General features: G+C 70.4%; 23 protein-coding genes. 13 read left to right on the top strand and 10 right to left on the bottom strand.

The window, feature by feature from the left end; all coding sequences use genetic code 11:
• Window positions 1–78: 78 nt before the first annotated feature.
• Entirely contained in the window at window positions 79–1,257 is a 1,179-nt protein-coding gene (locus ACFY6S_RS17635; protein ID WP_388817488.1) for a spore photoproduct lyase family protein, read from the bottom strand.
• Between the two features lie 477 nt (window positions 1,258–1,734).
• On the opposite strand from ACFY6S_RS17635, the gene ACFY6S_RS17630 reads away from it, so the two are divergent.
• From ACFY6S_RS17630 to ACFY6S_RS17620, 3 genes are all read left to right on the top strand, one after another.
• The gene (locus ACFY6S_RS17630; protein ID WP_388817485.1) at window positions 1,735–3,264 is read left to right on the top strand and encodes a cryptochrome/photolyase family protein; all 1,530 of its coding nucleotides are present in this window, start codon (window positions 1,735–1,737) and stop codon (window positions 3,262–3,264) included.
• Window positions 3,265–3,494: 230 nt separating this feature from the next.
• Entirely contained in the window at window positions 3,495–3,941 is a 447-nt protein-coding gene (locus tag ACFY6S_RS17625) for an SRPBCC family protein (RefSeq protein ID WP_388817482.1), read from the top strand.
• 252 nt (window positions 3,942–4,193) lie between these two features.
• Complete coding sequence (locus ACFY6S_RS17620; protein ID WP_388817479.1) at window positions 4,194–4,499, top strand: LuxR C-terminal-related transcriptional regulator; 306 nt, start codon at window positions 4,194–4,196, stop codon at window positions 4,497–4,499.
• Between the two features lie 147 nt (window positions 4,500–4,646).
• Here ACFY6S_RS17620 and ACFY6S_RS17615 read toward each other — a convergent pair whose 3' ends face one another.
• Window positions 4,647–5,123: a DUF3515 family protein gene (locus ACFY6S_RS17615; protein ID WP_388817476.1), complete on the bottom strand. Its 477-nt coding sequence runs from the start codon at window positions 5,121–5,123 to the stop codon at window positions 4,647–4,649.
• 226 nt (window positions 5,124–5,349) lie between these two features.
• Between ACFY6S_RS17615 and ACFY6S_RS17610 the strand changes: the two genes are divergently transcribed.
• The 5 genes from ACFY6S_RS17610 (at window position 5,350) to ACFY6S_RS17590 (ending at window position 10,327) form a co-directional block, all read left to right on the top strand.
• Window positions 5,350–5,874, top strand: coding sequence for an RICIN domain-containing protein (locus tag ACFY6S_RS17610; protein ID WP_388817473.1), 525 nt, complete (start codon window positions 5,350–5,352; stop codon window positions 5,872–5,874).
• A 224-nt stretch (window positions 5,875–6,098) separates the two neighbouring features.
• Window positions 6,099–7,352 carry a hypothetical protein gene (locus ACFY6S_RS17605; RefSeq protein WP_388817470.1) on the top strand — a complete coding sequence of 418 codons (1,254 nt, stop codon included), beginning with the start codon at window positions 6,099–6,101 and terminating at the stop codon, window positions 7,350–7,352.
• 89 nt (window positions 7,353–7,441) lie between these two features.
• Complete coding sequence (locus tag ACFY6S_RS17600) at window positions 7,442–7,882, top strand: hypothetical protein (RefSeq protein WP_388817467.1); 441 nt, start codon at window positions 7,442–7,444, stop codon at window positions 7,880–7,882.
• Entirely contained in the window at window positions 7,879–8,634 is a 756-nt protein-coding gene (locus ACFY6S_RS17595; protein ID WP_388817464.1) for a TlpA family protein disulfide reductase, read from the top strand. The genes ACFY6S_RS17600 and ACFY6S_RS17595 overlap by 4 nt, the downstream gene beginning before the upstream one ends.
• Window positions 8,635–8,896: 262 nt before the next feature.
• Window positions 8,897–10,327: a PA14 domain-containing protein gene (locus tag ACFY6S_RS17590; RefSeq protein WP_388817461.1), complete on the top strand. Its 1,431-nt coding sequence runs from the start codon at window positions 8,897–8,899 to the stop codon at window positions 10,325–10,327.
• A gap of 327 nt (window positions 10,328–10,654) precedes the next feature.
• Here ACFY6S_RS17590 and ACFY6S_RS17585 read toward each other — a convergent pair whose 3' ends face one another.
• Window positions 10,655–11,233, bottom strand: coding sequence for a TetR/AcrR family transcriptional regulator (locus ACFY6S_RS17585; protein ID WP_388817458.1), 579 nt, complete (start codon window positions 11,231–11,233; stop codon window positions 10,655–10,657).
• A 165-nt stretch (window positions 11,234–11,398) separates the two neighbouring features.
• Here ACFY6S_RS17585 and ACFY6S_RS17580 point away from each other — a divergent pair, with 165 nt between their 5' ends.
• The 3 genes from ACFY6S_RS17580 to ACFY6S_RS17570 all read left to right on the top strand — a co-directional run bounded on the left by ACFY6S_RS17580 (window position 11,399) and on the right by ACFY6S_RS17570 (window position 14,669).
• The gene (locus ACFY6S_RS17580) at window positions 11,399–12,898 is read left to right on the top strand and encodes an MFS transporter (protein ID WP_388817455.1); all 1,500 of its coding nucleotides are present in this window, start codon (window positions 11,399–11,401) and stop codon (window positions 12,896–12,898) included.
• 113 nt (window positions 12,899–13,011) lie between these two features.
• Window positions 13,012–13,905 carry an SDR family oxidoreductase gene (locus tag ACFY6S_RS17575; RefSeq protein WP_388817452.1) on the top strand — a complete coding sequence of 298 codons (894 nt, stop codon included), beginning with the start codon at window positions 13,012–13,014 and terminating at the stop codon, window positions 13,903–13,905.
• Between the two features lie 98 nt (window positions 13,906–14,003).
• Window positions 14,004–14,669, top strand: coding sequence for an O-methyltransferase (locus tag ACFY6S_RS17570; protein WP_388817449.1), 666 nt, complete (start codon window positions 14,004–14,006; stop codon window positions 14,667–14,669).
• Between the two features lie 66 nt (window positions 14,670–14,735).
• Here ACFY6S_RS17570 and ACFY6S_RS17565 read toward each other — a convergent pair whose 3' ends face one another.
• Complete coding sequence (locus ACFY6S_RS17565; protein ID WP_388817446.1) at window positions 14,736–15,569, bottom strand: PIG-L family deacetylase; 834 nt, start codon at window positions 15,567–15,569, stop codon at window positions 14,736–14,738.
• Between the two features lie 248 nt (window positions 15,570–15,817).
• Complete coding sequence (locus ACFY6S_RS17560; RefSeq protein WP_388817442.1) at window positions 15,818–16,033, bottom strand: DUF6243 family protein; 216 nt, start codon at window positions 16,031–16,033, stop codon at window positions 15,818–15,820.
• 266 nt (window positions 16,034–16,299) lie between these two features.
• On the opposite strand from ACFY6S_RS17560, the gene ACFY6S_RS17555 reads away from it, so the two are divergent.
• Both ACFY6S_RS17555 and ACFY6S_RS17550 read left to right on the top strand, forming a co-directional pair.
• Entirely contained in the window at window positions 16,300–17,718 is a 1,419-nt protein-coding gene (locus ACFY6S_RS17555; protein WP_388817439.1) for a DEAD/DEAH box helicase, read from the top strand.
• A gap of 81 nt (window positions 17,719–17,799) precedes the next feature.
• The gene (locus ACFY6S_RS17550) at window positions 17,800–18,138 is read left to right on the top strand and encodes a thioredoxin family protein (RefSeq protein WP_388817436.1); all 339 of its coding nucleotides are present in this window, start codon (window positions 17,800–17,802) and stop codon (window positions 18,136–18,138) included.
• Between the two features lie 79 nt (window positions 18,139–18,217).
• Here ACFY6S_RS17550 and ACFY6S_RS17545 read toward each other — a convergent pair whose 3' ends face one another.
• From ACFY6S_RS17545 to ACFY6S_RS17525, 5 genes are all read right to left on the bottom strand, one after another.
• On the bottom strand, window positions 18,218–18,727 hold the full coding sequence (locus ACFY6S_RS17545; RefSeq protein WP_388817433.1) for an acyl-CoA thioesterase: 510 nt from the start codon (window positions 18,725–18,727) through the stop codon (window positions 18,218–18,220).
• Window positions 18,728–18,729: 2 nt separating this feature from the next.
• A complete protein-coding gene (locus tag ACFY6S_RS17540; RefSeq protein ID WP_388817430.1) occupies window positions 18,730–20,598 on the bottom strand; it encodes an acyl-CoA dehydrogenase in 1,869 nt (622 codons plus the stop codon).
• Window positions 20,599–20,641: 43 nt separating this feature from the next.
• Complete coding sequence (locus ACFY6S_RS17535) at window positions 20,642–21,862, bottom strand: beta-ketoacyl-[acyl-carrier-protein] synthase family protein (protein ID WP_388817427.1); 1,221 nt, start codon at window positions 21,860–21,862, stop codon at window positions 20,642–20,644.
• Window positions 21,862–22,101 carry an acyl carrier protein gene (locus tag ACFY6S_RS17530; RefSeq protein ID WP_388817424.1) on the bottom strand — a complete coding sequence of 80 codons (240 nt, stop codon included), beginning with the start codon at window positions 22,099–22,101 and terminating at the stop codon, window positions 21,862–21,864. Before ACFY6S_RS17530 ends, ACFY6S_RS17535 begins: the two co-directional genes overlap by 1 nt.
• A gap of 95 nt (window positions 22,102–22,196) precedes the next feature.
• A complete protein-coding gene (locus ACFY6S_RS17525; RefSeq protein WP_388817421.1) occupies window positions 22,197–23,222 on the bottom strand; it encodes a beta-ketoacyl-ACP synthase III in 1,026 nt (341 codons plus the stop codon).
• Between the last annotated feature and the right edge of the window lie 102 nt (window positions 23,223–23,324).

Below are 23,324 nucleotides of genomic sequence, written 5' to 3'. Positions count from 1 at the left end.
CCCCGCCTTCCCGCCCCGGTCCTCCCGCCCCGGTCTTCCCGCCCCCGTCTTCCCGCCCGGTCGCCGGGGGCCGGGCTTTCAGAACGCGTACCTGATCCGTAGCCACGGTGCGCGTGCCGCGATCAGCTCCCGCAGACGGGTGAGGGCCTCGCGCTTGACCTCGCGGGCGTAGCGGACGTTGAGGGCACCGTTCTCCGATCGTTTCGTCTCCTGGGCGTCCGGCTGCCACAGCGCCTCCTCGGCCTTGGGGTGCCAGCCGAGATTGACCTCGTGCAGCTGCCGGTTGTGGGTCAGCATGATGATCTCGGCCGCCGACTGCTCCTTCACCCGGGCGGGGAGGACATCGCCGAGGTGGACGAGCAGTTCGGCCCAGTCGCGCTGCCAGCCGGGGCGCAGCACCACGGGTGACAGGTTGAAGTGGACCTCGTAACCCGCGTCGAGGAAGTCGGCCGCGGCGGCGATACGGTCCGCGACCGGACTGGTGCGGATGTCCAGCAGACGGGAGTCGTTCGCGGGCATCACCGAGAAACGCACCCGGGTGCGGCCCCTCGGATCCAGCGCGAGCAGGTCCGGATTGACGAACTTGGTAGCGAACGAGGCTTTGGCCGTGGGCAGTTCACGGAACGCGGCGATGAGATCGGCCGTGTTGTCGCAGACCAGGGCGTCGACCGAGCAGTCGCCGTTCTCACCGATGTCGTACACCCAGGCGTGGGGGTCGCACTGGTTGGGCTCTCGCTTGGGGCCCTGTGCCCATACGTGCCGCCGCACGTGGGCGACGATCGCCTCGATGTTGGTGAACAGCGTGATCGGGTTGGCGAAGCCCTTGCGCCGTGGGACGTAGCAGTACGCGCAGGCCATGGCGCAGCCGTTGGAGGCGCCGGGGGCGATCCAGTCGGCCGACCTGCCGTTGGGGCGGGTCGTGAGGGTCTGTTTGACGCCCAGGACCAGCGTCTCGGTCTTGATACGGGTCCAGCGGGCGATGTTGCCGTCGTTGCCGTGCAGGGAGGGGATGCGCCAGTGGCCGGGCACCTCGGTTACGGGCACTCCCGGCAGCCTCGCCAGGATCTGCCGGCCGCGCGGGGAGGCGAGCGCGGCGGGTTCCGCGTACACCTCCCGTACGTCCAGCATCCGTCTCGCGCGCGGGCTGTCCCGGAACGCGCCGGCGACCGGCGCGGAGGCGGGCACCGTGTCCTCCCAGTCGAAGAGGGCCTGCTGCTCGGGCTCCTCGGGGGAGGGCCCGGCGGGAAGCTCTTGCACAGCGCTGCTCCTGGTCCTGGTCCTGGTGCCGATCCTGCTCCGGGTCCCGATGCTGCTCCGGGTCCCGATGCTGGTCCTGGTCCTGGTCCTGATCTTGCTTTTGGTCTTGCTCCTGGTCCTGCGGTCACGGGTGGCCTGGCTGCTCCGCCGGGAGGCCGTGACGGACGGTTTCGACCCTACGTGGCGGGACCTCGGGGCGCCGGGCGACGGCGCGGCCGATGGCGAGGGCGAGGGCGGCGGCGAGGGCCGGCCCGTCCGCCCGTCCGCCCGTCCGCCCGTCGGAGTGTCGGAGTGTCGGCGGGCGGGCGCGGGTGGTGGCTGGCAGCATCGGTCGGGAGGGACACCCGATGGGCACCGCTACCGTGCCGGTATCCCGAACCACCAACCCCCCGAACCCCCGAACCGCCCTCGTCCCGGCCGCGCCGTCACCCCGGCGCCGTACCGCGCGCGGGCGCCGGCCGTGAGAGGCGGAATCCCGTGACGCCACGCCCCCACTGGCTGTTCGGGGACCAGCTCGGCCCGCACTTCCTCGATCCGCGCCACGGCGGCCCCGACGCGCAGGCGCCGGTGGTCATGATCGAGGCGCGCGCGGTGCTGCGCCGGCGCCGGTTCCACCGTGCCAAGGCCCATCTGGTGCTCTCCGCGATGCGGCACCGTGCCGCTGAGCTGGGGGACCGTGTCACCTACGTCCGGGCCGAGACGTACGCCGAGGGCCTGGCACAGGCGGTCGGGCGGACAAGCCGGGTCGGGCGGACAAGCCGGGTGACGGTCTGCCACCCCACCTCGCGCCGCGCCCTGGACTTCGTCGGCACGCTGGAGGGCGTGGAGATCCTGCCGGCGAAGGGGTTCATGGTGGGCCACGACGACTTCGCCGAATGGGCCGGCCGCCACACCGGACCGCGCCTGCGGCTGGAGAGCTTCTACCGCTGGGTGCGCGAGCGGCACGACCTGCTCATGGACGGCGAGGACCCGGCGGGCGGGCGGTGGAACCTCGACCACGACAACCGCGAACCTCCGCCGCGCGGACAGGACACCCTGGGCGTCCGCGGCCCCTGGCAACCGAGCGAGGACGCCATCGACGACGAGGTCCGTAACGACCTCGACCGCTGGGAGCACGACGGCGATGTCTCCTTCGTCGGTCGCGACGGCCCCCGGCGCTTCCCCGCCACCCGGCGCGAGGCACTGTCCGCGCTGCGGCACTTCGTCACCCACCGGCTGCCGGACTTCGGCCGCTACGAAGACGCCATGCTCGCGGCCGACCCGGTGATGAGCCACAGCCTGCTCTCCGCGCCCCTGAACCTCGGTCTCCTCGATCCGGCCGAATGCGTGGAGCGGGCCGTACGGGCCTACCGGGCCGGTGACGCGCCCCTCAACAGCGTCGAAGGCTTCGTCCGGCAGATCGCCGGCTGGCGCGAGTACGTCTGGCACCTGTACTGGCATTTCGGCGAGGAGTACCGACAGCGCAACGCGCTGCGTCACACCGCTCCGCTCCCTGACTGGTTCCTCGGCCTGGACGCCGACGCGGTCACCGCCAACTGCCTCTCCACCGTGCTCGCACAGGTACGGGACACCGGGTGGACCCACCACATCCCCCGGTTGATGGTGCTCGGCAGCCGCGCTCTCCAGGACGGCTGGGACCCGGCGGCCGTCACCGACTGGTTCCACCGCTGCTTCGTCGACGGCTACGACTGGGTGATGCTCCCCAACGTCGTCGGCATGTCCCAGTACGCCGACGGCGGGCTGATGACCACCAAGCCCTACACCTCCGGCGGCGCCTACATCCACCGGATGAGCGACCTGTGCGGCCCCTGCGCCCACCGCCCGTCCGACCGTACCGGCGACCGCGCCTGTCCGTACACCGCCGGCTACTGGGCCTTCCTCCACCGCCACCGCGCCCGACTCGCCGCCAACCACCGCACCGCCCGCGCCGTCAAGGGCCTCGACCGGCTCAAAGACCTGCCGGAACTCCTCGACGCGACCGCGCGACGGGGTGACACGCCTCCCTGACCGGCCGCGAGGCGGGCACAGGAAGGGGAAGGGGAAGGGGAACGGGGAGGGCAACGGATTCGGGAAGGAGAAGGGGAACGGGAGAGGGCAACGGATTCGGGAAGGGGAACGGAGACGGAAAGGGGAGCGGGCAGGGGGAAAGACACGGATCTGTCACCGCGGTCTCACCAAATAGGCTGAACTCCACTTCGGGGACGGCCAACCGCCGCCCCAGCCCGGAAGGGGAACCCGTGCCGCGCTCCGAGATCGTCACCCTGCTGCCCGTCCCTCCCCAGCAGGCATTCGACGCCGCCCTGGACGTGGAGGCCCACACCCGCTCGATGGCCGCCTCCGGGGAGCGGGCGGTGGGCGGTACGACACGAGGTGGCCTGACGCTGGGTCAGACAGTCACCTTCCAGGCCCGGCACTTCGGCCTCACATGGAGACTGACGGCCCGCATCACCGCCTGGGACCCGCCCCGGTCCTTTGTCGACGAACAGACGGCGGGGCCGTTCCGGCACTGGCGCCACGAGCACCGCTTCGAGCCGGACGGCGCCGGGGGAACCCGCATGACGGACATCATCGACTTCGCCTCCCCGCTGGGGCCCCTGGGGCGGCTGGCCGACGCTGCCGTCCTGGGCCGGTACATGCCGAGGCTGATCAGGTCCCGCAACGCGTATCTGGCGACACACCTCTGAGGGGCCCGCGCCGACCACCGCGGAGAGCGAGAGCGAAGCGGGTGGGAGAGCGCCGTACCCACCTCGCGAGCACGGCGGGAACCTCCATCCCGAACCGCCATTAAGGCGTGCTTATGCCGTTCCCCGGCGGTAGATTGGCTGGCGGCCTCGGCCGGAATCCAGACCACGGGGGTCTGCTGGGACAAGCCGGGGTCAGGAGGGTCGAACATGACGACCGCAGCATCAAACACCTCGGGCATAACCCGTTCGCGTGTGCCCACGGGACAGAATCCGTCGTACGGGGCGGAGAGACTGGAGAGCCTGACGGGGAGGGAGCGGGAAGTGCTGCTGCTCCTCGGGACGGGCCTGGGAAACCGTGAACTGGCCCGGGAGTTGAGGATCGCGGAGCGCACCGTGAAGGCGCACGTCGCGAACATCGTGGACAAGATCGGACAGCAGACGCGGACGCAGGCGGCGATCGTCGCCGCTCTCGCCCATGACACGCTGTGCTCGGACTCAGTGTGCACACGGCACCTCCCCGTGGTGCCCGGGCCGAGGTGGACGTCCTCCGCCACCTGACCGAGAGACCCGGCTCCGTGCCCATTCCGCCCGCAGTCGCCGGGCGGGAGGGGCACGGAGTGCCCGGTATCCCAGCCGCTCAGCTACCCAGCCGCTCAGCTACCCAGGTGCTCAGCCGCTCAGCCGCTGAGCCAACTACTCAAGTGCTCAGTTCGCCGCGAGGCACTGGGATGTCTGCCGGATCGGGGCGACGAGCCGGGAGAGGCCGACCAGCGCGGCGTCGGTCTGCTCCCCGCCACCGAGGATGACCTGGGTGGCCGGGCTGCGGCCGTAGGTGACGATGACCTTCCGGTCCGGCGTGGACTGTTCCTGATCGATGACCCAGTCCACGCCGTCGACGGAGAAACACGGGTCGGTGCTCGGCCCCGGCGGGGTGACTCCGCAGCGCAGCACAATGCCACGGTCCCCCCAGACGGCGATGCCGGGAAGGCTGTTGTCACGCCGGGAAAGTCCCCCGAGGGACCCGGGCGCGTCGTTGGTGATGCGCAGGCAGTGCGGCGCGTCCGCCCCCTCGGCAGGCGGTACGCCGGCGTCCGTCTCGGCGAGGGCGTAGGCCGCGACGGCCGCACCGGCGGCCAGTGCGCACCCCCCGGCGGTCAGGGCGACTCTGGTTCGACGTGTCAAGGGCATGCTCGGTGCTCGACTTCCCGGTATGGAGGCGGCTGGGCAGAACGTTAGGGCACCGAGGCGGACGGTGCGACGCGGCCCGGACTCCGCTCCTCCTGCCGCCTTGCCCCTTCGGGCATTGCCCCTTTGGACACCTCCCCAACGGACATGGCGGCAGCCGACGTTCACCTCTACGTTCGATGTGTCCAGGAGATCGACGGTATCGGACGATCAGGGGGAATCCATGCGCACAAAAGCCAGTTCATTCGCACTCGCCGCGCTGATGGCCGGCGCGGTGGCCGGGGGTACGGCCGGGGTCGCGGCTCCGGCCCAGGCCGCGCAGCGGGCGGCGGACCCGTACGCGCACACCCGGCTGGAGCGGGTGTGGGCGCCGAACGTATGCCTGTCGATGGGCGGCAGCACCAAGAGCAACGCGCGGCTGATCGTCGGCAAGTGCGCCAAGAGCAACAAGACGCAGCGGTGGACGATGAAGCGGCTGAGCGGCAACAAGTCGTTGCTGACCATCAAGAACGACAAGTCGGGCAAGTGCCTGAAGGTCGACTCCAAGAGCCGTGTCGTCCAGTCTCCCTGCAAGGCGTCGTCCAAGAGCCAGCAGTGGGCGTTGCGCAGCTCACTCATCATCAGCAAGTCGAAGAACAAGGCGCTCGCCTCTAAGTCCACCAAGTCCGGTTCGAAGCCGTACCTGGAGAAGTGGCACTCCAGCCCGTCGAACGGCGAGCGGGTACGGCAGGAGTGGGGCCTCTCCTGATCCCAGGGCCGGCGGCCTCATGTCCGCCGGTGTTCCCACGCGACCGGCCCGCTCCGGTCGAGACGCGACCCGCCCGGAGCGGGCCGGTCGAGACGCGACGCCCGACGCCCAACACCCGCCACCCGCCATGCACACCCAACACCCGGCGCACACGCCCACGTTCAGGGCCCGCGGCGAACCAACGCACAACCCACAACCCTCACCCCGACCGAAGGAGTGTTCTCATGCGGTGGAGCCGACCCGTGCCACGCGTGCTCGCGGTGGCTGCGATTCCCCCGGTCCTGCTGGCCGCCTCGCTGACCCCCGCCACCGGTCAGGAGGCAGCGGGGCAGGGGGCGGCGTGGGCGGCGGCGTCCACCGGCGCGCCCACATTCGTCCTGGACGCGGACACCGGCCTGTTCGGCGGGGCGAAGCCGGCCTCGGCGACTTCGTCGTCGGCCCTGCCCGCTTCGTCGTCGGCCGCGGTGGCGCGGGTCAGGACGTATCTCGGTGAGGCGACCGACACGCAGATCCTGGCGGCCGGTGGCCAGAAGGTGATCGCCGACATCACACTCGCCTCCTCCCCGACGAAGGCGGAGCGGGCGGGGTGGGCGGCATCGTCCCGGTTCGTGGACCTGTCCTGGCCCGATCTGGGGGCTTCCCGGTACGAGGTCCACCGCGACGGCGCGAAGATCGCGGACACGCCCGGCCACAGCCTGCGGGACACCGGAGTGTCGGCGGGCAGCGAGGTCCACTACACCATCACAGCGGAGGTCGGGGGCATCGGGCACACCTGGGGGCTGACCGCGACCGTACCGAAGTCCGACGACGCCGCGACCCTCGCGAAGACGGCACAACAGGTCGAGGCGAAGGCGAAGAAGTACACCAAGACCACCGTGGTGTGGCGGTCGTTCATCCGGCAGAAGTGGGCCACCATTCCGAGCAAGCTCGGCTCGGTGTCGGGCTGCAAGTACACCAAGGGGTACAAGTACGCGGGCGACAACCGCGGCTTCTCCAACAAGGTGACCGGCCCCGCGTTCCGGGCCGGCCTCCGAGGGACCGTGTACTGGACGAAGTCCTCGTACGACCTGTTCCCGAAGACCGGCGTGACCAAGGTGTACAAGGCCAACACCGGCAAGTTCGTGGAGAAGCGGAAGGCGTCCGCGAAGGGCATCGACTTCAGGACGAAGTCCAAGTACAACGGCAAGACCCGTGCCGTGCACGGGCAGATCGAGGCGACGGACCCGTTCTGCCCGAGCGGCGGGGTGAACCGGGCGGGTATCGGCGTGTTCTACGACGCGCGGCTGGCCCGCAACGGGGACTTCTACGTGTCGGGCAAGTACCGGAAGGCCCCGGACCACGAGATGTACCTGTACGGGTACACCAGCAAGACCAAGCACTCCACGAAGACCGTGCACCAGTCGAGGATGTCGAGCCTGCTGTGCCTCTCCCAGCCGATGTGCGAGCGGGGCACGATCGGCAACAACGGGGGCTACTGACCCCCGGGCCCCGGTCAACAGGTACGGAGAGGACAATGAGCCGTGAAGCGGGACGCCGTCGGACGGCCCGTGACGAAAGGGGGGTTGACGTGACTGTGACCTGGCGCAGTGCCGTCTCCTACGCGCTCACCGTCGTCGTTCTGTCCTGGCTGACCGGGGCCGGGGTCGACCTGGCCTGGCGGGCCGCCTCCGGCGGCCTCGGGGCCTGGGCGTCGTTCTGGGTGGCGGACCCGTGGAACGCCGTCTTCGTGGTGACCGCCGTCCTGGCCCTCACTCTCGTCCGCCGTCGGCTGGCGGTGCTGCCGAACTGGCGCGTGGCGCTGGTCGACGGCGGGGTCTACCTGGCGGTGCTGCTGCTCTGCTCGGGTGTCTCGGCGTGGGCCGCCGGTGACGAGGGGCCGGTGGACGCGGCGTTCGTCATGGCGATCCTCGCTCTCTTCACACTCCAACTCCCGGCGGCCTGGCTGCTGTCGGCGTGGCGCTCGCGGCACCTGGAGATCGTCCTCAGCCGCGCCGGGGCGCGCGCGTGACGGCCGCCGCAACCGTGACCCGTACGGCGCTCACAGCCCGTATCGCACGCGCTGTTCGTACCGCACCCGCTGTCCGTACCGCACGCGCTGCCCGAACCGCACGCACTGTCCGCCGAACCGCACGCGCTGCCCGTACCGCCCGTACCGCGCGCACCGCACACACCGCCCGTACCGCGCTCGGGGCCGGCTCGCTGCTGGTCACCTGCGTCCTGCTCGCGGGCTGCGCCGCTCCGGAACCGGTGAGCGACGCCACCCCGGGGGAAGCGTTGAGCAAGGTCTACGCGGAAGGCGAGCGCCCCACCGCCCCGGACCTCACGGGCAAATCCCTGGAGGGGGACGGCATTCGCCTGTCCGATCACCGGGGCAAGGTCGTCCTGCTCAACGCGTGGGCCTCGTGGTGCGGCCCCTGCCGGGCGGAGGCGCCCGAGCTGAAGAAGATCCAGGAGAAGTGGGGCGGCCGTGGTGTCGACGTACTGGGCATCGACAACGACCACAGCCGGGCCGACGCCCTCGCGTTCCAGAAGGAATTCCGCCTCAGCTACCCGTCCCTGCACGATCCGGCCAAGCGGCAGATCCTGAGACTCCCGCGCGGCCTGGTGAACGCGCAGTCCCTCCCCTTCACGATCCTCATCGACCGGACGGGGAAGGTGGCGGCTGCCCGGATGGGCATGGTGACCGAGGAGGAGATGGCGGGGCTCATCACTCCTCTGTTGCCGAAGACCGCGAGCGGGTCGGCCGAGCCCGAGGGCTGAGGTGGGCGAGAGCCGGGGGACGAGCGCCGATACGGTGTGAGCGGCACAACTGCACGCTGAAAGTGTCCACTTGGGCACGGATCGCGACGTCAGGGTCCGTGGCACAACACACCGGACAGGGCCCCGGGTGCCTGCGGTGTACGGCCCGAGCTGGAGCGGAAGCGGTTCCGTACGCAGGTGTCGCGGGCGCGCCGTGCAACCTTCTTCCCGCCCCGCGAGTCTTCACGCCGTACGTCTTGCCCGCACAGCGCGAAAGGTCCTCGTGCCTCAGAAGAGTCTCGTCGTCGCCCGGGTCGGTGGTGTCATGTCCGCCGTCGTTCTCGGCAGCCTGCTGTCCGCCGCCCCGCAGGCCGCAGCCGCCGACGTCACCTGCTCGACCAACGTCTACAAGCGGACGTTCTACAAGAACACCTCGTTCTCCGGCTCCCCGGTGAAGACCGACTGCGACAGCGCTATCAGCGAGAGCTGGTCAGGCAAACCGGCCTCCGGCGTGCCGTCGGACAACTTCGGTGTCCGCTGGTCGGTGACCCGGGACTTCGGCTCCGGCGGCCCCTTCACGTTCGCCGCCTCCGCCACCGACGGCATCCGCGTGTACCTGGACGGCGTCCGGAAGATCAACCTGTGGAAGAACACCGGTAACACCGCCCGCTCCAAGAGCGCCAACGTCACCGTCCCGTCCGGCAAGCACACCATCCGCGTCGACTACGTGAACTGGTCCGGTGCCGCAAAGGTCAAGTACACGTACAAGCCCCGGACCACGGCCGCCCACGACAAGACGAAGCCGCTGGCGCCCACCGGCGTGAAGACCGCCTACAACACCAAGTCCCGCAAGACGAAGGTCTCCTGGTCCGCCAACAAGGAGATGGACCTCGCGAGTTACGTCCTCTACCGGCGGCCTGTCGGCTCCAGCACCTGGACGAAGGTCACCACGACCACCGCCCGCAGCCACACCGACCCCCTCGTGAACCCCGACGACCGCACGCCCTACTACTACGAGGTCCGCGCCAAGGACAAGGCGGGCAACACCTCAACGGGCAGCAAGGACACCATCGTCCGTCCACTGCCCGTGGTGACCTCGCTGACCGGCACCTACGCCAAGGCGACCGGCAAGGTCACCCTGAAGTGGCCCCTCAACACCGAGCCGCACTTCGCCCACTACACGGTTCTGAGCAAGGACCTGGTGGACGGCGCCTGGGAGTGGGTCCCGCTCGGCACCACCAAGGGCAACACCTGGACCACCGGCCCCGTCACGGCCGACGGCGAGACCCGCCACTACCGCGTACTCGTCACCAACGCCGGCGGCACCACCACCTACAACCCACGCTGGCTCGACGCCACCGCCACCAACGAACTGTGGCTCGACATCCCCGACGGCATCGCCCCCGCCTACGCCCCCGAACTGGCCCTGAGCACCTGCGCGGGCGGCGTCCGGGCGACCGCCACCGACTACACACCGGCTCCGATCCGCGACTTCACCGGCCTCGAAATCGAGCGCCGTACGGCGGGGACGGACACCTGGTCGGTCGTCCTGCACCAGGGTTACGACCCGCGCCTCGGCTACGCCACGGCCACCGTCTGCGACGCGCCGCTCGCCGGCGGGCACACCTACGAGTACCGGGCCCGTACCTATGACGGGGCCGGAAACCACTCGCCGTCCAGTGACATCCGTGCCGTGACCGTGCCGGTCGGCTGACGGTCACGGGGAACGCACGAGAGGGGCCCGAGGTGAGGAAGACCGCCTCCGCGCGACCCTCGCCGTGCCGCTGAGACCGGCCCTGGACACCATGGACAACATAAAGGCCCGGGTTGGGGATCATGTCCCCGACCCGGGCCTTGTCCGTTGGAGCGGGTGACGCGGGCGGCAGGCTCCGTAACCGCTCCGGTACGGTCGCACACCGGCTCCCGTACAGCCTCCCGTACCGGCTGCTCCACTTCGAGTGTGCCGGTGTGCCGGTGTGCCGGTGTGACGGCGTCTCGGTGGGTCGGTGGGGGCCGGGTGTGCCGGGCGTCCGGGGTCGCCTCACGTCCCCTGATGGTTCAGGGTGCGCACGAACTGCTCCGCGAGCTGCTCGGTATCGATGTCCTCCGCGTTGTGCCCGGACAGGATGTGGAAGAAGGGCGGGCCGACGAGGAGCGCGGTCGCCTGTTCGAGCGAGAGGGTGGTGCCGCTCGACTTCCGCGCCGCCTCCACGACCTCTGCGGCGCTCTCCCCGAGGATGTCGCGGGAGGCGAGCAGCGCGGCGACATCCGCGTCGTGCTGGGCTTCCCCGATGAGGGCGCGGTAGGCCGTGCCCGCGTGGGAGCGGGACAGGAAGGCGACGAGGGCGTCGAGGTATGCCTTGACGTCCTCGCCCGGGTCGCCGGTGCCGGCCACGGACAGTTCGTGCCGGGCGTCGATGGCGCTGGCCTCGTAGAGCACTTCCGCCTTGTTGGACCACCAGCGGTAGACGGTCTGACGGCCCACGCCCGCCCGCTCGGCGATGCCCTTCATCGTCAGGGCCGCGTACCCGATTTCGACCAGAAGGTCATCGACGGCGTGCAGCACGGCGGCGCGTGCGCTTTCACTGCGGGGCCGTCCGCGGCCACTTCCATCAACCATGTCGCCACTGTATACGAGGCACAGTGACTCGTATGTGTTACCTTTGCGGTGCACGGTGACTCGTAAATGGGGATCCGCCCTTCCCTCGCCCGTTTCCGGGCAGGGCCCGCCGGGCGCTGCCCGGCCGTGCTTCGGGTACCGCAATCGCAGAAGGAATCGAGAGCAATGGCTTCCACACTGGCTCCCCCACTGGAAGGCGCCCCGCGCCCGGCGCCGAGGTCCGGCCCGGTGCTCGCCTGCGTGAGTGTGTGCACCGCCCTGGTCGTCGGATTCGTCGCGGCGATCAATCTGGCGGTGCCGCAGCTCGCCGCGAGTTCACTGCGACCGTCCTCGTCGAACCTGCTGTGGATCGTCGACGCCTATGTCGTGATCTTCGCCTGCCTGGTCATCCCCGCCGGTGCGGCCGGCGACAAGCTCGGCCGCAAGGGCGTCCTCATGGCGGGGCTCGGCATATTCGCGCTCGGCGCCGTGGTGTCGGCCGTGGCACCGAACGTGACGGTCATGCTGATCGGCCGCGCCATCACGGGCCTCGGCGCCGCGTGCGTACTGCCCAACTGCGTCGGCATCCTCCTGCACGCCACCGCCCCCGAGCGGCGCCCTCACGCGCTGGCGATCTGGGCGGCGGCCTCCGGCATCGGCGGCGTCGTCGGCAACGTCGGCGGCGGCGCGGTGCTGAGCGCGGGCTCCTGGCGCGCGCTGTTCGTGGCGGTCGCCCTCGTCGCGGCCTGCTGCTCGGCGTGGGCGGCCTGGTCCGCGCCGCGAGGCGCCCGGTCCGGGCGCACCCTCGACCTGCCCGGCACGCTGTTGTTCGTGGCGGCCGTCGTGGCACTGCTGATCGGGATCATCGAAGGGCCCGAACAGGGCTGGGGCAGTACGGTCGTCCTCGCCGCCTTCGCCTGCGCCGTCCTGCTGGGCCTGTGCTGGGTGCGTGTCGAGCTGCGCGTCCCCCATCCCATGCTCGACCCGCGGCTGTTCCGGGACCCCGCGCTCAGCAGTGCCGGCCTCGGCATGACCATCACGTTCTTCGGAAACTTCGGGCTTTTCTACATCAACGCCTCACTCCTGCAATACGGCCGCGGTTTCTCCGTGCTACAGGCAGGACTCGGGATCATCCCGCTGACCGTCCCGCTCCTGGTGGGCACCCGCTACGTTCCCGGCCTCATCCGCCGCGTCGGCGCCCCCGCGACACTCGCCGCGGCCTTCCTGCTCACCAGCGCCGGCCTGCTCGGCCTCTCGTACGCCTCGACCATGGCCTACCCCGTGTACGCGGCCGGTCTGGTCGTCATCGGGCTCGGCATCATGCTGGCCGCGCCCTGTCTGACCGCTCAGATCGCTTCGGCCCTCCCGGTGGAGAGGGCGGGCATCGCCGGGGGATTGCAGTCGGCGACCCGCGAACTCGGCAGCGCGCTGGGCGTGGCCGTCGTCGGCACCATCCTCACGGCCGGCTTCACCCGCCACCTGCCTGCCGACCTGAGCCGGCACACACCGCTCCCGCGCACGGTGCGGGAAGCGCTCACACTGGCCCCGGCCGACCACACCGCCGTCACCGAAGCGTTCACCCACGGCGCCAACACCGCGCTGCGCGCCGCGGCCCTGGTCGTACTCCTGGCCGGCGCCCTTGTCGTCGCCGGCACCCGCCGCGCCCAGCGGACCGCCGCGCGGTAGCGGCGGGCCACACACCTCCTGACGCGGCGCTGAAGCCGTGATCAGGGCACACCCACCCCATCCCACCCTTCCCATCATTCACCCGCCCTTTCGGGGCGAAGGAGGTCACGCTCATGCGTGCATTTGTCACTGGAGCGACCGGCTGGATCGGCTCCGCCGTTGTCGACGAACTCATCTCGACGGGCCACCAGGTCATCGGACTGGCCCGATCCGACCGGGCCGAGCAGGCTCTCACCGCCAAGGGCGCCGGCTTCGTCCGCGGTGACCTGGACGATCTCGCCTCGCTGCGGCAGGGCGCGGCCGAGGCGGACGCGGTCATCCACCTGGCCAACAAGCACGACTGGGGCAACCCCGCCGAGTCCGACCGCTCCGAGCGCGCCGCTGTCCGGACCCTCGGCGACGCCCTGGCCGGAACCGGCCGCCCGTTCGTCGTCGCCGCGCCTCTCTCCGGCCTCGTCGAGGGCCGGCCCGCCACGGAGGACGATGTCTCTCCGGCCGTCGGCCCGGAGTCCAACCGGGGCGGCAGCGAAAACCTTGCCCTGGACTACGTGGCCCAGGGCGTCAGGACCGTGATCACCCGGTTCGCGCCGAGCGTTCACGGCCGTGGCGACTGGGGATTCGTCAACTTCCTCACCGCGGCCGCCCGCAAGCAGGGAGTCTCCGGCTACATCGGCGACGGCTCCGCCGCCTGGTCGGCGGTGCACCGCGACGACGCTGCCCGCCTCATCCGCCTCGGCATGGAGCAGGCACCCGCGGGGACGCGCCTGCACGCCGTCGCCGAGGAAGCCGTCACCACCAAGGCGATCGCCGAGGCGATCGGCCGCAGCCTCGGCCTGCCGGTCGTCTCCGTCGCCCCGCAGGACGCCGGGGCCCATTTCGGCTTCGTCGGCGGCTTCTTCGCCGACACCATGACCGCGTCCGGCGACGCGACCCGGCGGCTCCTCTCCTGGGAGCCCACCGGGCCGTCCCTGCTCGCGGACATCGACGCAGGTGCCTACACGGCCTGACGAGACGCCCCGGCGAAGCGAGGGAGGGCGGCCCGTCGAGGCCGCCCTCCCGTCCCCCCGCCCCCACCCCTGTCACACCGCCCGAAGGAGCCAGCACCGTGCCCACGCATCACAACACCCTCGCAGACCCGGGTGTCTCCGCCGCCCTGACCCGTATGTTCGAAGCCTCCGCCCGTGACGACGAGACAGCGGCCCGGGTGTGGAGCGGCCGGCCCCACGACCGTGGGGCGGCCCGCGCGCAGGAACTCGCCGACGCCGCACAGGAGATCTACATGCCCGTCTCCGCCGACGGTGGCAGTCTCCTCTACAACCTCGTTCGCGCCACCAAGCCGGCCAATGTCGTCGAGTTCGGCACCTCGTACGGCATCTCCACCCTCTACCTGGCCGCCGCCGTCCGCGACAACGGCACAGGTCAGGTCATCACCACGGAGATGAGCCGGACCAAGGCGGCCGCCGCCCGCGACACCTTCGCCGCCACCGGCCTCGACGACGTGATCACCGTGCTGGAGGGGGACGCCCTGCGGACGCTCGCGGCACTGCGGCAGCCGGTCGACTTCCTGTTCCTGGACGGCTGGAAGAACCTCTGCCTGCCCGTCCTGCAACTCCTCGAACCACACATCGCCCCCGGCACCCTTGTCATCGCCGACGACGTGGACCTGGCCGACCTCGGCCCCTACCTCGACTACGTCCGCGACACCGCCAACGGCTACCAGAGCGTCACCTTCCCCGTGGAGGACGGCCTCGAAATCAGCTGCCGCCTCTGACCCGGCGCCCCTCCGGCCGGCTTCGGCGGCCGGAGGGGCCCCGGCCCACCGGCCCGGCCGGCCGGATCAGCGCAGTCCGGCGAAGAGGTCGTTCTCGGGTACGGCCGCGCCGGTGGCGTCCTTGACACGCACGAAGGTCTCCATGCCCATCAACTCGCCGAACCGCTCCTTGCCCATCTTGAGGAAGAAGATGTTCTCGCCCTGACTGGCGTGCGCGGCCAGCGCGTCGAACTTCTGACCGCTGAACGCGGTGGTGTCCACCCACGTGGTGATCTCGTCGTCGGGGAGTCCGATCTCGGCCAGCGCGGCGGCCTCGGCAGGATCCGGCTCCGGCATGTCCTCCTGGAACTCGCGCATGGTCTCCCCGAACCGCTGCATCACCGAGCGGGGCATCGTCGTCCAGTACACCTTCGGTGTCAGCTCGGTCATCTCCAGCGCCGCCATCGTGATGCGATGGGCCTGGATGTGGTCGGGGTGGCCGTAGAAGCCGTTCTCGTCGTAGGTGACGACCACATCGGGCCGGTAGTGCCGCATGAGTTCCGCGAGTCGGGCCGCGCCTTCCGCCACCGGGGTCTGCCAGAAGGACCCCGGAGCGTCGTTGCTCGGCCAGCCCGTCATCCCGGAGTCGGCATAGTCCAGCATCTCCAGATCGCTGATCTTCAGGACATCACGGCTCGCCTCGAGTTCCTGCCGGCGCATCGAGGCGACGGCCGCCGGATCGTGGCCGGGGTCGCCCGGTTTGACACCCCCCGGCCCGTCACCGCAACCGCCGTCGGTACAGGTCACGAGAACGGTGCGGATGCCTTCAGCGGCATACCGCGCGAGGACACCGCCGGTGCTGGTGGCCTCGTCGTCGGGGTGGGCGTGCACTGCCATGAGCGTCAAGGGCCGGTCGGTCATGAAAAACAGTCCTCCTGGGGAACTACGTCTGGTCCGCATGCGCGACGGGCGCACCACGATCCCGGGCCCGGGTCCTGGTGGGGCGGACGACCTTTCCGGTCTCCGTGCCCCCGCCCGTACGGCGCCGGTCCCCGTTTGCAACCGTGCCGGCCGGACCGCTTGTTCCCGGCGCGGCCGCTCGGCTGTCCAGGCGCCGTCGTCCCAAGGCCAGCGAGGTACGGGCGCCACCTGTACGTCGCGGCGCCGCGTCAGCCTTGTGCGGTGTCGTCGCCCGTCTGCTCGGCGCCCTCGGCTGCGCCCGCCTTCTCGCGCATCTTGCGTACCAGCTCTGCCTTCTGGTCGGCCGCGCCCTTGCGGTCGAGGTTGCGGTGCGGGCCGTTGTTCTGCCGTTCGGCGCGGGACAGCCTCTTGCGCTGGCCGCCACCCATGCCCACGGGGTTGTTGATGTTCTTGCTCACGGTCATGGGTTCTCCGGGAATGATGTGAAGTGATCTACGGGGTCATTGGTGGGGACGGGCACGGCGACGTCGAGGGGCGCCAGCAGGGGCGCACCACGCTCTCACTCGCAAATCCGGCGTGACGATCCCCCGGGCCGGGCGCCCGGCAGGGTCGCGGGACGGCCGGCGCGCGGCCCGCGCCGATGAGGTCGGGTCACGCTCGCAGAGCCTGGGCCCGTACCATACAAGGTACGGGCCCAGGTCCGTTCAGGGCGCCGAAACGAGGAACCCCCATGAAAGCGAAGCCGCCGGCCTCCGGCCGCTCCGGACCCGGCAGGCCCGACCAGGTGAGGGCCCCGCGGGGCGAGCTCTCGGTGCCGGAGACCGTGGCGCCCGGCCTACCGCCGGCCAGCTCCTTCGCAGAGCTGGAAATGCCGGTCGAGCTGATGGGGGTGCTTGCGCGGCTCGGGGTGCGGGAGCCGTTCCCGATTCAGGCGGCCACCCTGCCGAGCGCGCTGGCCGGCCGGGACGTCCTCGGCCGCGCGCGGACCGGCTCGGGAAAGACCCTCGCCTTCGGGCTCGCGCTCCTCGCACGGACGGCGGGCCGCCGCGCCGAACCGAAGCGCCCTCTCGCGCTGGTCCTGGTGCCGACAAGGGAACTCGCGCAGCAGGTGAGCGAGGCGCTGGCCCCCTACGCTGAGGCGCTCGGGCTGCGCTCGGCCACTGTGGTCGGCGGGCTGGCGATCGGCAGGCAGGCGGCGGCGCTCCGGGCGGGTGCCGAGGTCGTGGTGGCGACGCCGGGACGGCTGGCCGATCTCGTCGCCCGGCGGGACTGCCACCTGGACCGGGTGCGGATCGCGGTGCTGGACGAGGCGGACCAGATGTGCGACATGGGTTTCCTGCCGCAGGTCTCGCAGACCCTGGACCTGATGCCCCCCGGCGGGCAGCGGATGCTGTTCTCCGCGACGCTCGACCGCAACGTCGATCAGCTGGTCAGGCAGTATCTGAGTGAGCCGGTGTTCGCCACGGTCGACCGGGCGGAGGGCTCGGTGGCGACGATGGAGCACCACGTACTGAACGTCCATCCCGCCGACAAGTATGTGACGGCCACCGAGATCGCGGCCCGGGACGGGCGGGTGCTGATGTTCCTGGACACCAAGCACGGTGTGGACCAGTTCACCCGCCATCTGCGGAGCAGTGGCATACAGGCGGGTGCTCTGCACAGCGGGAAGTCGCAGCCGCAGCGCACGCACACGCTGGCCCAGTTCAAGGACGGCGAGATCACGGTGCTGGTGGCCACCAACGTCGCTGCCCGTGGCATCCATATCGAGCAGCTGGACCTCGTCGTCAACGTGGATCCGCCCTCCGACCCCAAGGACTATCTCCACCGAGGCGGGCGCACCGCGCGTGCGGGGGAGTCCGGCAGGGTGGTCACGCTGGTCACGCCCGGCCGGCGCCGGGACGTGAACCGGATGATGTCGGAAGCCGGGATCCGGCCCACGGTCACTCAGGTTCGCTCCGGCGAGGAGAGGCTGACCAGCATCACAGGCGCGAAGCGTCCGCCGGTGCAGGACAGGGCGAAGACCGGCAACGCGGCGTTCGGGGGTCTGGGCACCCGCGCGGGCCGCCCGCCGAAGGAATCCCGCAAGGCGGCGGAGGCGCGCACGATGGCGGAGGCCCGCAGGGCCGCCCGAGCGCGCAAGGCCCGCTGACGGGCGGTACGCGCCGCAGCGGTCGGGAGACACAAGGAGGCACCCACTGCCTCGCACCGAGTGGAGCGTCAAGGAGCGCCGATGGCGAACAGGGTCCAACGGCCCCAGGAGGAAGCCGAGTTCGAGTTCATCCTGGCGAGGGCGGACGTGCCGGTGCTCGCGTACTTCCACGGAGTGTGGCCCAAGGCCGCGGCAGCATGCAAGGAAATGGATCCCCTGGTGCGGGAGGTCGCCGACGCCTACCAGGGCCGGCTGATCGTCGTGCGGGCCGACATCGCGAGGTGCCCCGGTCCCGTACGGCGGTACGGCGTCACCGGCGCGCCCTCCTTCGTGCTGATCGATCGGGGCGAGGCGATGGCGGCCGGGAGCGGTCCGATGTCCGGGACCGCGCTCGGGGAGTTCCTGGACGCCCATCTGTGAGCAGCCCGCACACCGGCCGGCGAGTTTGTGCCCGCAGCGACCGGCCCGGGCGCCGTCGTGGCCGCGGACGCAGGGCTCCTCATCGCCGAAACCGGAGAGTGCCCCGGCGAGGTCTTGGTGCTCGCGCGAGGCGGCTACCCGTCGTGGCCGGCAGTCCGCTCATCGAAGGACGAGACCGACCGGACGGTTCGAGGTAGTTTTCGAGGAAGGCGTGCTCGGCGTCGCTGATCCGGCGAGGGCGGCCCCGCGAGAAGTCGAACGGTGCCATGGTCGTGGAGGCGGTGGCGTACAGCGTCTCGTCGTCCTTGACCAGATAGTCGATGGAGACCGTGGCCGACTGGAGTTCGGACACCCACATCTCGACCGCCACGGGTTCGTGCCGGTGCACCAGCCGCTTCACGTAACGAATCCGGTGTTCCACGACCACCGAACCGCCGCGGAAGAAGGCGTCACCTTCCGTGGGTGCCAGGCGGAAGATGAAGTCGACCCGTGCCTCTTCGAGATACCGCAGCAGCGAGACGTTGTTCACCACTCCGTAGAGGTCCATGTCCGACCAGCGGATCGGGCAGTGGTATGTGTGCCGTGTCATCGTCACTTCCCGGGAGAACGTGGAGAGGCCGCGTCGGAGTCGGGTGCGCCGACCTGGCGCCGGAAGGCGGTTCCGTAGTCCTCGAAGGCGATCGGGGCGCGCAGCAGTTCAGGGGAGAGCCGGAATCCGCCGGTCAGGCGTCGCGCGTGCGGCCGGATCAGCTCGCAGTACCGGTCGACCGTGGCGGCCAGCCCGTCGACCTGTTCCGCCGTCAGAAGTGCCTTGGCCAGATACCAGCCCGCGTCCTGCTGGACCTTGACGAGTCCGTACAGCGATCCCAGCAGGCGGAGTGCGGTGCGGTCCTGTTCGTCGGCCAGGGCGGAGACCGCCGTGCGGAATTGCTCAAGGGCGAGGCGGGCTCCGCGCGTACGGGCCATGTCGAGGGCGGTGTTCATGCTGCCGTTCCAGGCGTCGAAGTACGTGCCCTCCGAGTCCGCCATGGCCGCGCGTGCCGCCCGGCGCAGGAATCGCTCCCGGTAGCGCAGCAACTCGATCTGGAAGTCCAGGTCGTCGGCGTCGCCCTCGCGCGGCGCCGGCGGCACCGGATGCCGCTGCGGATCGGTCCCGGCGACCAGTCGGCCCGCCGTCGTCGCCAGCAGCACCTGGTTGTCGCCCTCGGCGGTGATGAGCCCTTGCAACAGTGAGCCGTGCTCGGCGATCCGATTGACCCGGAACATGCCCTGCGCTCCGCAGCGTTCGCGGCAGATCCCGACAACGTGGCTCATCTCCCAGGTGGAGAGGGCTTTCGTGATCGCGATCAGGTCGTTCAGCTCGTCCGGCGAGGTCCCGGAAGGAGCCAGGAATGCGCGCTTGGCGAGATTCAGGAGCAGATTCATGGCGTACACGGTGGCCAGCGCGGGAAACAGATCCCGCTGGTGGCTCCGGTACTCCATCACGGGCATGTCGCCGCGGCCCGGACCGCTGGTCAGCCTGTTCTCCGCGTAACGGATCGCCGTGTAGACGCTCGCCTTCCCGGCCCCGACCGCGGCGCTCGAAACGCACAGGCGGCCGGGGAGAATTCGGCTCATCGTGCGCAGAAAGCGTCGGCGGATGTTCTCACCGCCGGGGAGGAATGTGCCGTTGGGCGAGAATCCCTCCGCGTTTCCGTGCAGAAGATTGCGCCGTGGGACGCTGACGTGGTCGAACCAGGTCAATCCGTAATCGAGCCCCTGCACGGGCTGCTCAGGGCAGGCCGCGACGCCCACGCCCTCGCACAGCGTTTTCCCGTCGCTGACGCGGACCACGAACGGATACACCCCGTGGTCCCTGCCGTCGGACTTGAGCCGGGCCAGCACCACCGCGAGCTTGGGAATGTCATCGAAAGCGCTGAGAGACATGAACTTCCGCGCGCTCTGGTCCGGGGTGTTGAGTACGAACGTCTCGGTATCCGCGTGGTAAACCGCTTCGGTGCGGAGTGCCGCGACATTGTTCCCGTACCCGAACTCGGTGGCCATGTAGGGGCCGAAGGAATCGAGCCGGTCCAACTCCGCGACATAGTCGGAGATGTCGTCCCGGTCCGCTCCGTGATCGAGGACGGTGCCGAGGCAGAGATTGTGGTGCACGAGGAGCAGAGAGAAGATCGCCGGGTCCAGCAGGGGTGCCCATTCCGCCAGCGCGAACAACCGGCGAGGCCGGCGCAGCATTTCGATCGGCCGCTCCAGTGCGCTGTGCAGCATCCGGGATCGCTCGTACGTCAACTTGCCGGAATCCTTGGGCGAAAGACCCTCGCGAGGGTCGAATACCGGGTCGAGAAGCGCTGCCCGGATGTCGCGATGGGTCTCCTCGTACTCTCCGTCGAAAAGAAGGCCGGAAAGGTCGGGAAAGATGACGCCGTCGGCCACATGCGGGCGCGCGACCTGTGCGGTTCCCATGAATACCTCCGTCAGGTCGGGCATCGGTCGTCGTCGGTGCGGTTCAGGGGGTGAAGACGAGCGTGGCGTTCTGGCCGCCGAACCCGAAGGAGTTGCTCAGGGCCGCGCGGACGTGCCCGGAACGCGGGGCGCCTCGGACGAGATCGACCTCGATCCGTGGGTCCGGGGTGCTGAGGCCCGCCGTCGGTGGGATCAGTCCGTCGCGGACGGCGAGCACGCAGTAGCCCGCCTCGATGGCACCCGCCGCGCCCAGCGGGTGGCCGGTCACGCCCTTCGTGGAGCTCACCGCCACACCATTTCCGAGCAGTTGGCTGATGACCCCCGCTTCGGTCACGTCATTGAGCGGGGTCGACGTCCCGTGGGCGTTGACGTAATCCACCTCATCGCCGGTCAGCCCGGCGTCGTCGAGCGCCGCCCGCATCGCCAGCTCGGCGCCGCGCCCTTCCGGGTGCGGGGAGGTGACGTGGTGCGCGTCCGACGACGCCCCGTACCCGGTCACCCGGGCCAGTGGACGGGCGCCCCGGGCAGCCGCGTGCTCCTCGGTCTCCAGCACCAGGACTCCGGCGCCCTCTCCCAGTACGAACCCGTCCCGGTCCGTGTCGAAGGGGCGGGACGCGGTCGCCGGATCGTCCGAGCGCCTGGACAGTGCACGCATCCGGGCGAAGGACGAGATGTACAGCGGCGTGATGGGGGCCTCGGTACCGCCGGCGACGACGACGTCCGCGACGCCCTGCCGCAGGAGCTCGCGGCCGATGCCGATGGCGCTGGCGCCCGCGGCACAGGCGGTACAGGGGGCGAGACACGGACCGGTGGCCGAGATGTCGATCGCCACTTGGCCCGCCGCCATGTTGACCAGGCCCATCGGCAGGGTCAGTGGGGACACCGAGGAGGGGCCTTCTTCCATCAGGACCCGGTACTGGGCTTCCAGGGTGGCGGTGCCGCCGGCTCCGGAACCGATGATGACGGCGACCCGGGAGGCGTCCGCCCACCCGCCCGGGGTCAGCCCGGACTGCTCCAGTGCTTCGCGCGCTGCCACGACGGCGAACTGGGTGAAGCGATCCCACTGCCAGGAGCCGCGGAGCCCGTGGTCCTTCGGAGAGAAGTCGGGTACGCGGCACGCCATCGTGACGGGCAGGCCGTCCAGTTCGGGCAGATGGGCGGCAGTGGGTTCGCCGGCGAGCACCTTCTCCCAGTTCGCCTTCAGCCCCGCTCCCGCGGGGCTGATGAACCCGGCTCCCGTGACGAGCGCTGCGAAGCCGCTCATCAGGCGTTGACGCCCTTGTCCTCAAGCAGGGCGACTATCTCTCCGACCGTGGAGAGTTCCGCCATCTCGTCGTCGGTCAGTTCCACTCCCAGCCTCTTCGTCAGGGCGGTGACCAGCTCGATCTGGGAGAGCGAGTCGAGACCCAGATCATCGAACGTCGCCTCGGGGACGATGATGTCCCGGTCCATGCCGAAGCGGTCGGCCATGACCTCGGCGACGGAGTCGTGCATGCTGCTCATTTTCTCTCCCGTGACGTGTGTGGTGGGTGGTGCGACGGTCGTCCGGCGACGGCGCGTCGACGGCGTGGCGGGGCGGGCGGAAGGGGGAGCCGGTGTCAGTGGACGCTTTCGACGGACAGGTCCGGCCACGTGAGCACCGTCGAACCCCAGGAGAGGCCGGCGCCGAAGGCGGACAGGACGATCCGGTGGCCGGGCATCAGGGCGCCCTCGGCCGCGAGGTCGTTGAGCAGGAGCGGGATGGAGGCCGAAAGCGTGTTGCCCACGCGGTCGATGTTGACGGCCGTACGTTCCTCGGGGACGGCGAGTTCCTCGGCCACGGCATGTACGATCCGTGCGTTCGCCTGGTGGCCGACGAACCAGTCCACGTCGGTGACGGCCCAACCGGCCTTCTTGAGCGCCGTGTTCGCGGATTGAGTCATGCGCTCGACGGCGTGCTGATAGAGGGGGCGCCCCACCATCCGGAGGTACCAGTCCTCGTGGGGAACCGCGTCGTGGGCCGGTCCGCCGGTCGCGGACCGCTGCCGTGAACCGCCCGCGGGGATCGCCAGCAGGTCGGCCCGCGCTCCGTCGCTGCCGAGGTCGAAGGGGCCGAGAGCGCCCGGTTCCCCCTGCTCGCCCCGCCGCAGGACGACGGCCCCGGCCCCGTCGCCGAAGATCGGCGCCGTTGTCCTGTCGGCCGGGTTCACCAGCGTGGTGAACGCCTCGGCGCCGATGAACAGCACCGTGTCGGCCGCCTCCGAGGCGATCAGCCCCGCGGCGGTGGCGAGTCCGTAGACGAATCCGCTGCACGCGGAGGTCAGGTCGAAGGCGGCGACCGTCCCGAGGTCGAGCCGCGCGGCGACCTCGGGCGCCACAGCAGGACAGAGCCGGTCCGGTGAGGTGGTGGCCACCACGACCGTGTCCACGGCCGGATGCCCTGCGGACTTCAGGGCCCTGGCCCCTGCCGCGACCGCCAGGTCCCCGGTCGACATGCCGTCGGCCACCATGTGCCGCTGCCTGATTCCCGTTCTGACGGTTATCCACTCGTCGCTGGTGTCCAATGTCGCCGAGAGGTCCTCATTGGACACCACCTTCGGCGGGAGGTATCCCCCGAGGCCCGTGAGCACTGCTGCCATTGCCATCCCTCCCCAGTGAAATCGGCATTGTTCACTGCGACATTCGTCTACATGCTTCCCGTGAGCGGACCGGACCGTCAACGGCGGTCGAACGCCGTCGCCCGGACG

The organism is Streptomyces sp. NPDC012835 (assembly GCF_042900885.1).
In the GTDB taxonomy this organism is placed as follows: domain Bacteria; phylum Actinomycetota; class Actinomycetes; order Streptomycetales; family Streptomycetaceae; genus Streptomyces.
This window is presented reverse-complemented; position numbering and strand designations above follow the sequence as displayed.

What these genes read in the sequence shown, in the direction of transcription:
- ACFY6S_RS17610 (WP_388817473.1), top strand. Translation starts at nt 5,350, where the DNA reads ATGCGCACAAAAGCCAGTTCATTCGCACTCGCCGCGCTGATGGCCGGC.
- ACFY6S_RS17605 (WP_388817470.1), top strand. Translation starts at nt 6,099, where the DNA reads ATGCGGTGGAGCCGACCCGTGCCACGCGTGCTCGCGGTGGCTGCGATT.
- ACFY6S_RS17585 (WP_388817458.1), bottom strand. Translation starts at nt 11,233, where the DNA reads ATGGTTGATGGAAGTGGCCGCGGACGGCCCCGCAGTGAAAGCGCACGC.
- ACFY6S_RS17580 (WP_388817455.1), top strand. Translation starts at nt 11,399, where the DNA reads ATGGCTTCCACACTGGCTCCCCCACTGGAAGGCGCCCCGCGCCCGGCG.
- ACFY6S_RS17575 (WP_388817452.1), top strand. Translation starts at nt 13,012, where the DNA reads ATGCGTGCATTTGTCACTGGAGCGACCGGCTGGATCGGCTCCGCCGTT.
- ACFY6S_RS17565 (WP_388817446.1), bottom strand. Translation starts at nt 15,569, where the DNA reads ATGACCGACCGGCCCTTGACGCTCATGGCAGTGCACGCCCACCCCGAC.
- ACFY6S_RS17560 (WP_388817442.1), bottom strand. Translation starts at nt 16,033, where the DNA reads ATGACCGTGAGCAAGAACATCAACAACCCCGTGGGCATGGGTGGCGGC.
- ACFY6S_RS17555 (WP_388817439.1), top strand. Translation starts at nt 16,300, where the DNA reads ATGAAAGCGAAGCCGCCGGCCTCCGGCCGCTCCGGACCCGGCAGGCCC.
- ACFY6S_RS17550 (WP_388817436.1), top strand. Translation starts at nt 17,800, where the DNA reads ATGGCGAACAGGGTCCAACGGCCCCAGGAGGAAGCCGAGTTCGAGTTC.
- ACFY6S_RS17545 (WP_388817433.1), bottom strand. Translation starts at nt 18,727, where the DNA reads ATGACACGGCACACATACCACTGCCCGATCCGCTGGTCGGACATGGAC.
- ACFY6S_RS17540 (WP_388817430.1), bottom strand. Translation starts at nt 20,598, where the DNA reads ATGGGAACCGCACAGGTCGCGCGCCCGCATGTGGCCGACGGCGTCATC.
- ACFY6S_RS17535 (WP_388817427.1), bottom strand. Translation starts at nt 21,862, where the DNA reads ATGAGCGGCTTCGCAGCGCTCGTCACGGGAGCCGGGTTCATCAGCCCC.
- ACFY6S_RS17530 (WP_388817424.1), bottom strand. Translation starts at nt 22,101, where the DNA reads ATGAGCAGCATGCACGACTCCGTCGCCGAGGTCATGGCCGACCGCTTC.
- ACFY6S_RS17525 (WP_388817421.1), bottom strand. Translation starts at nt 23,222, where the DNA reads ATGGCAATGGCAGCAGTGCTCACGGGCCTCGGGGGATACCTCCCGCCG.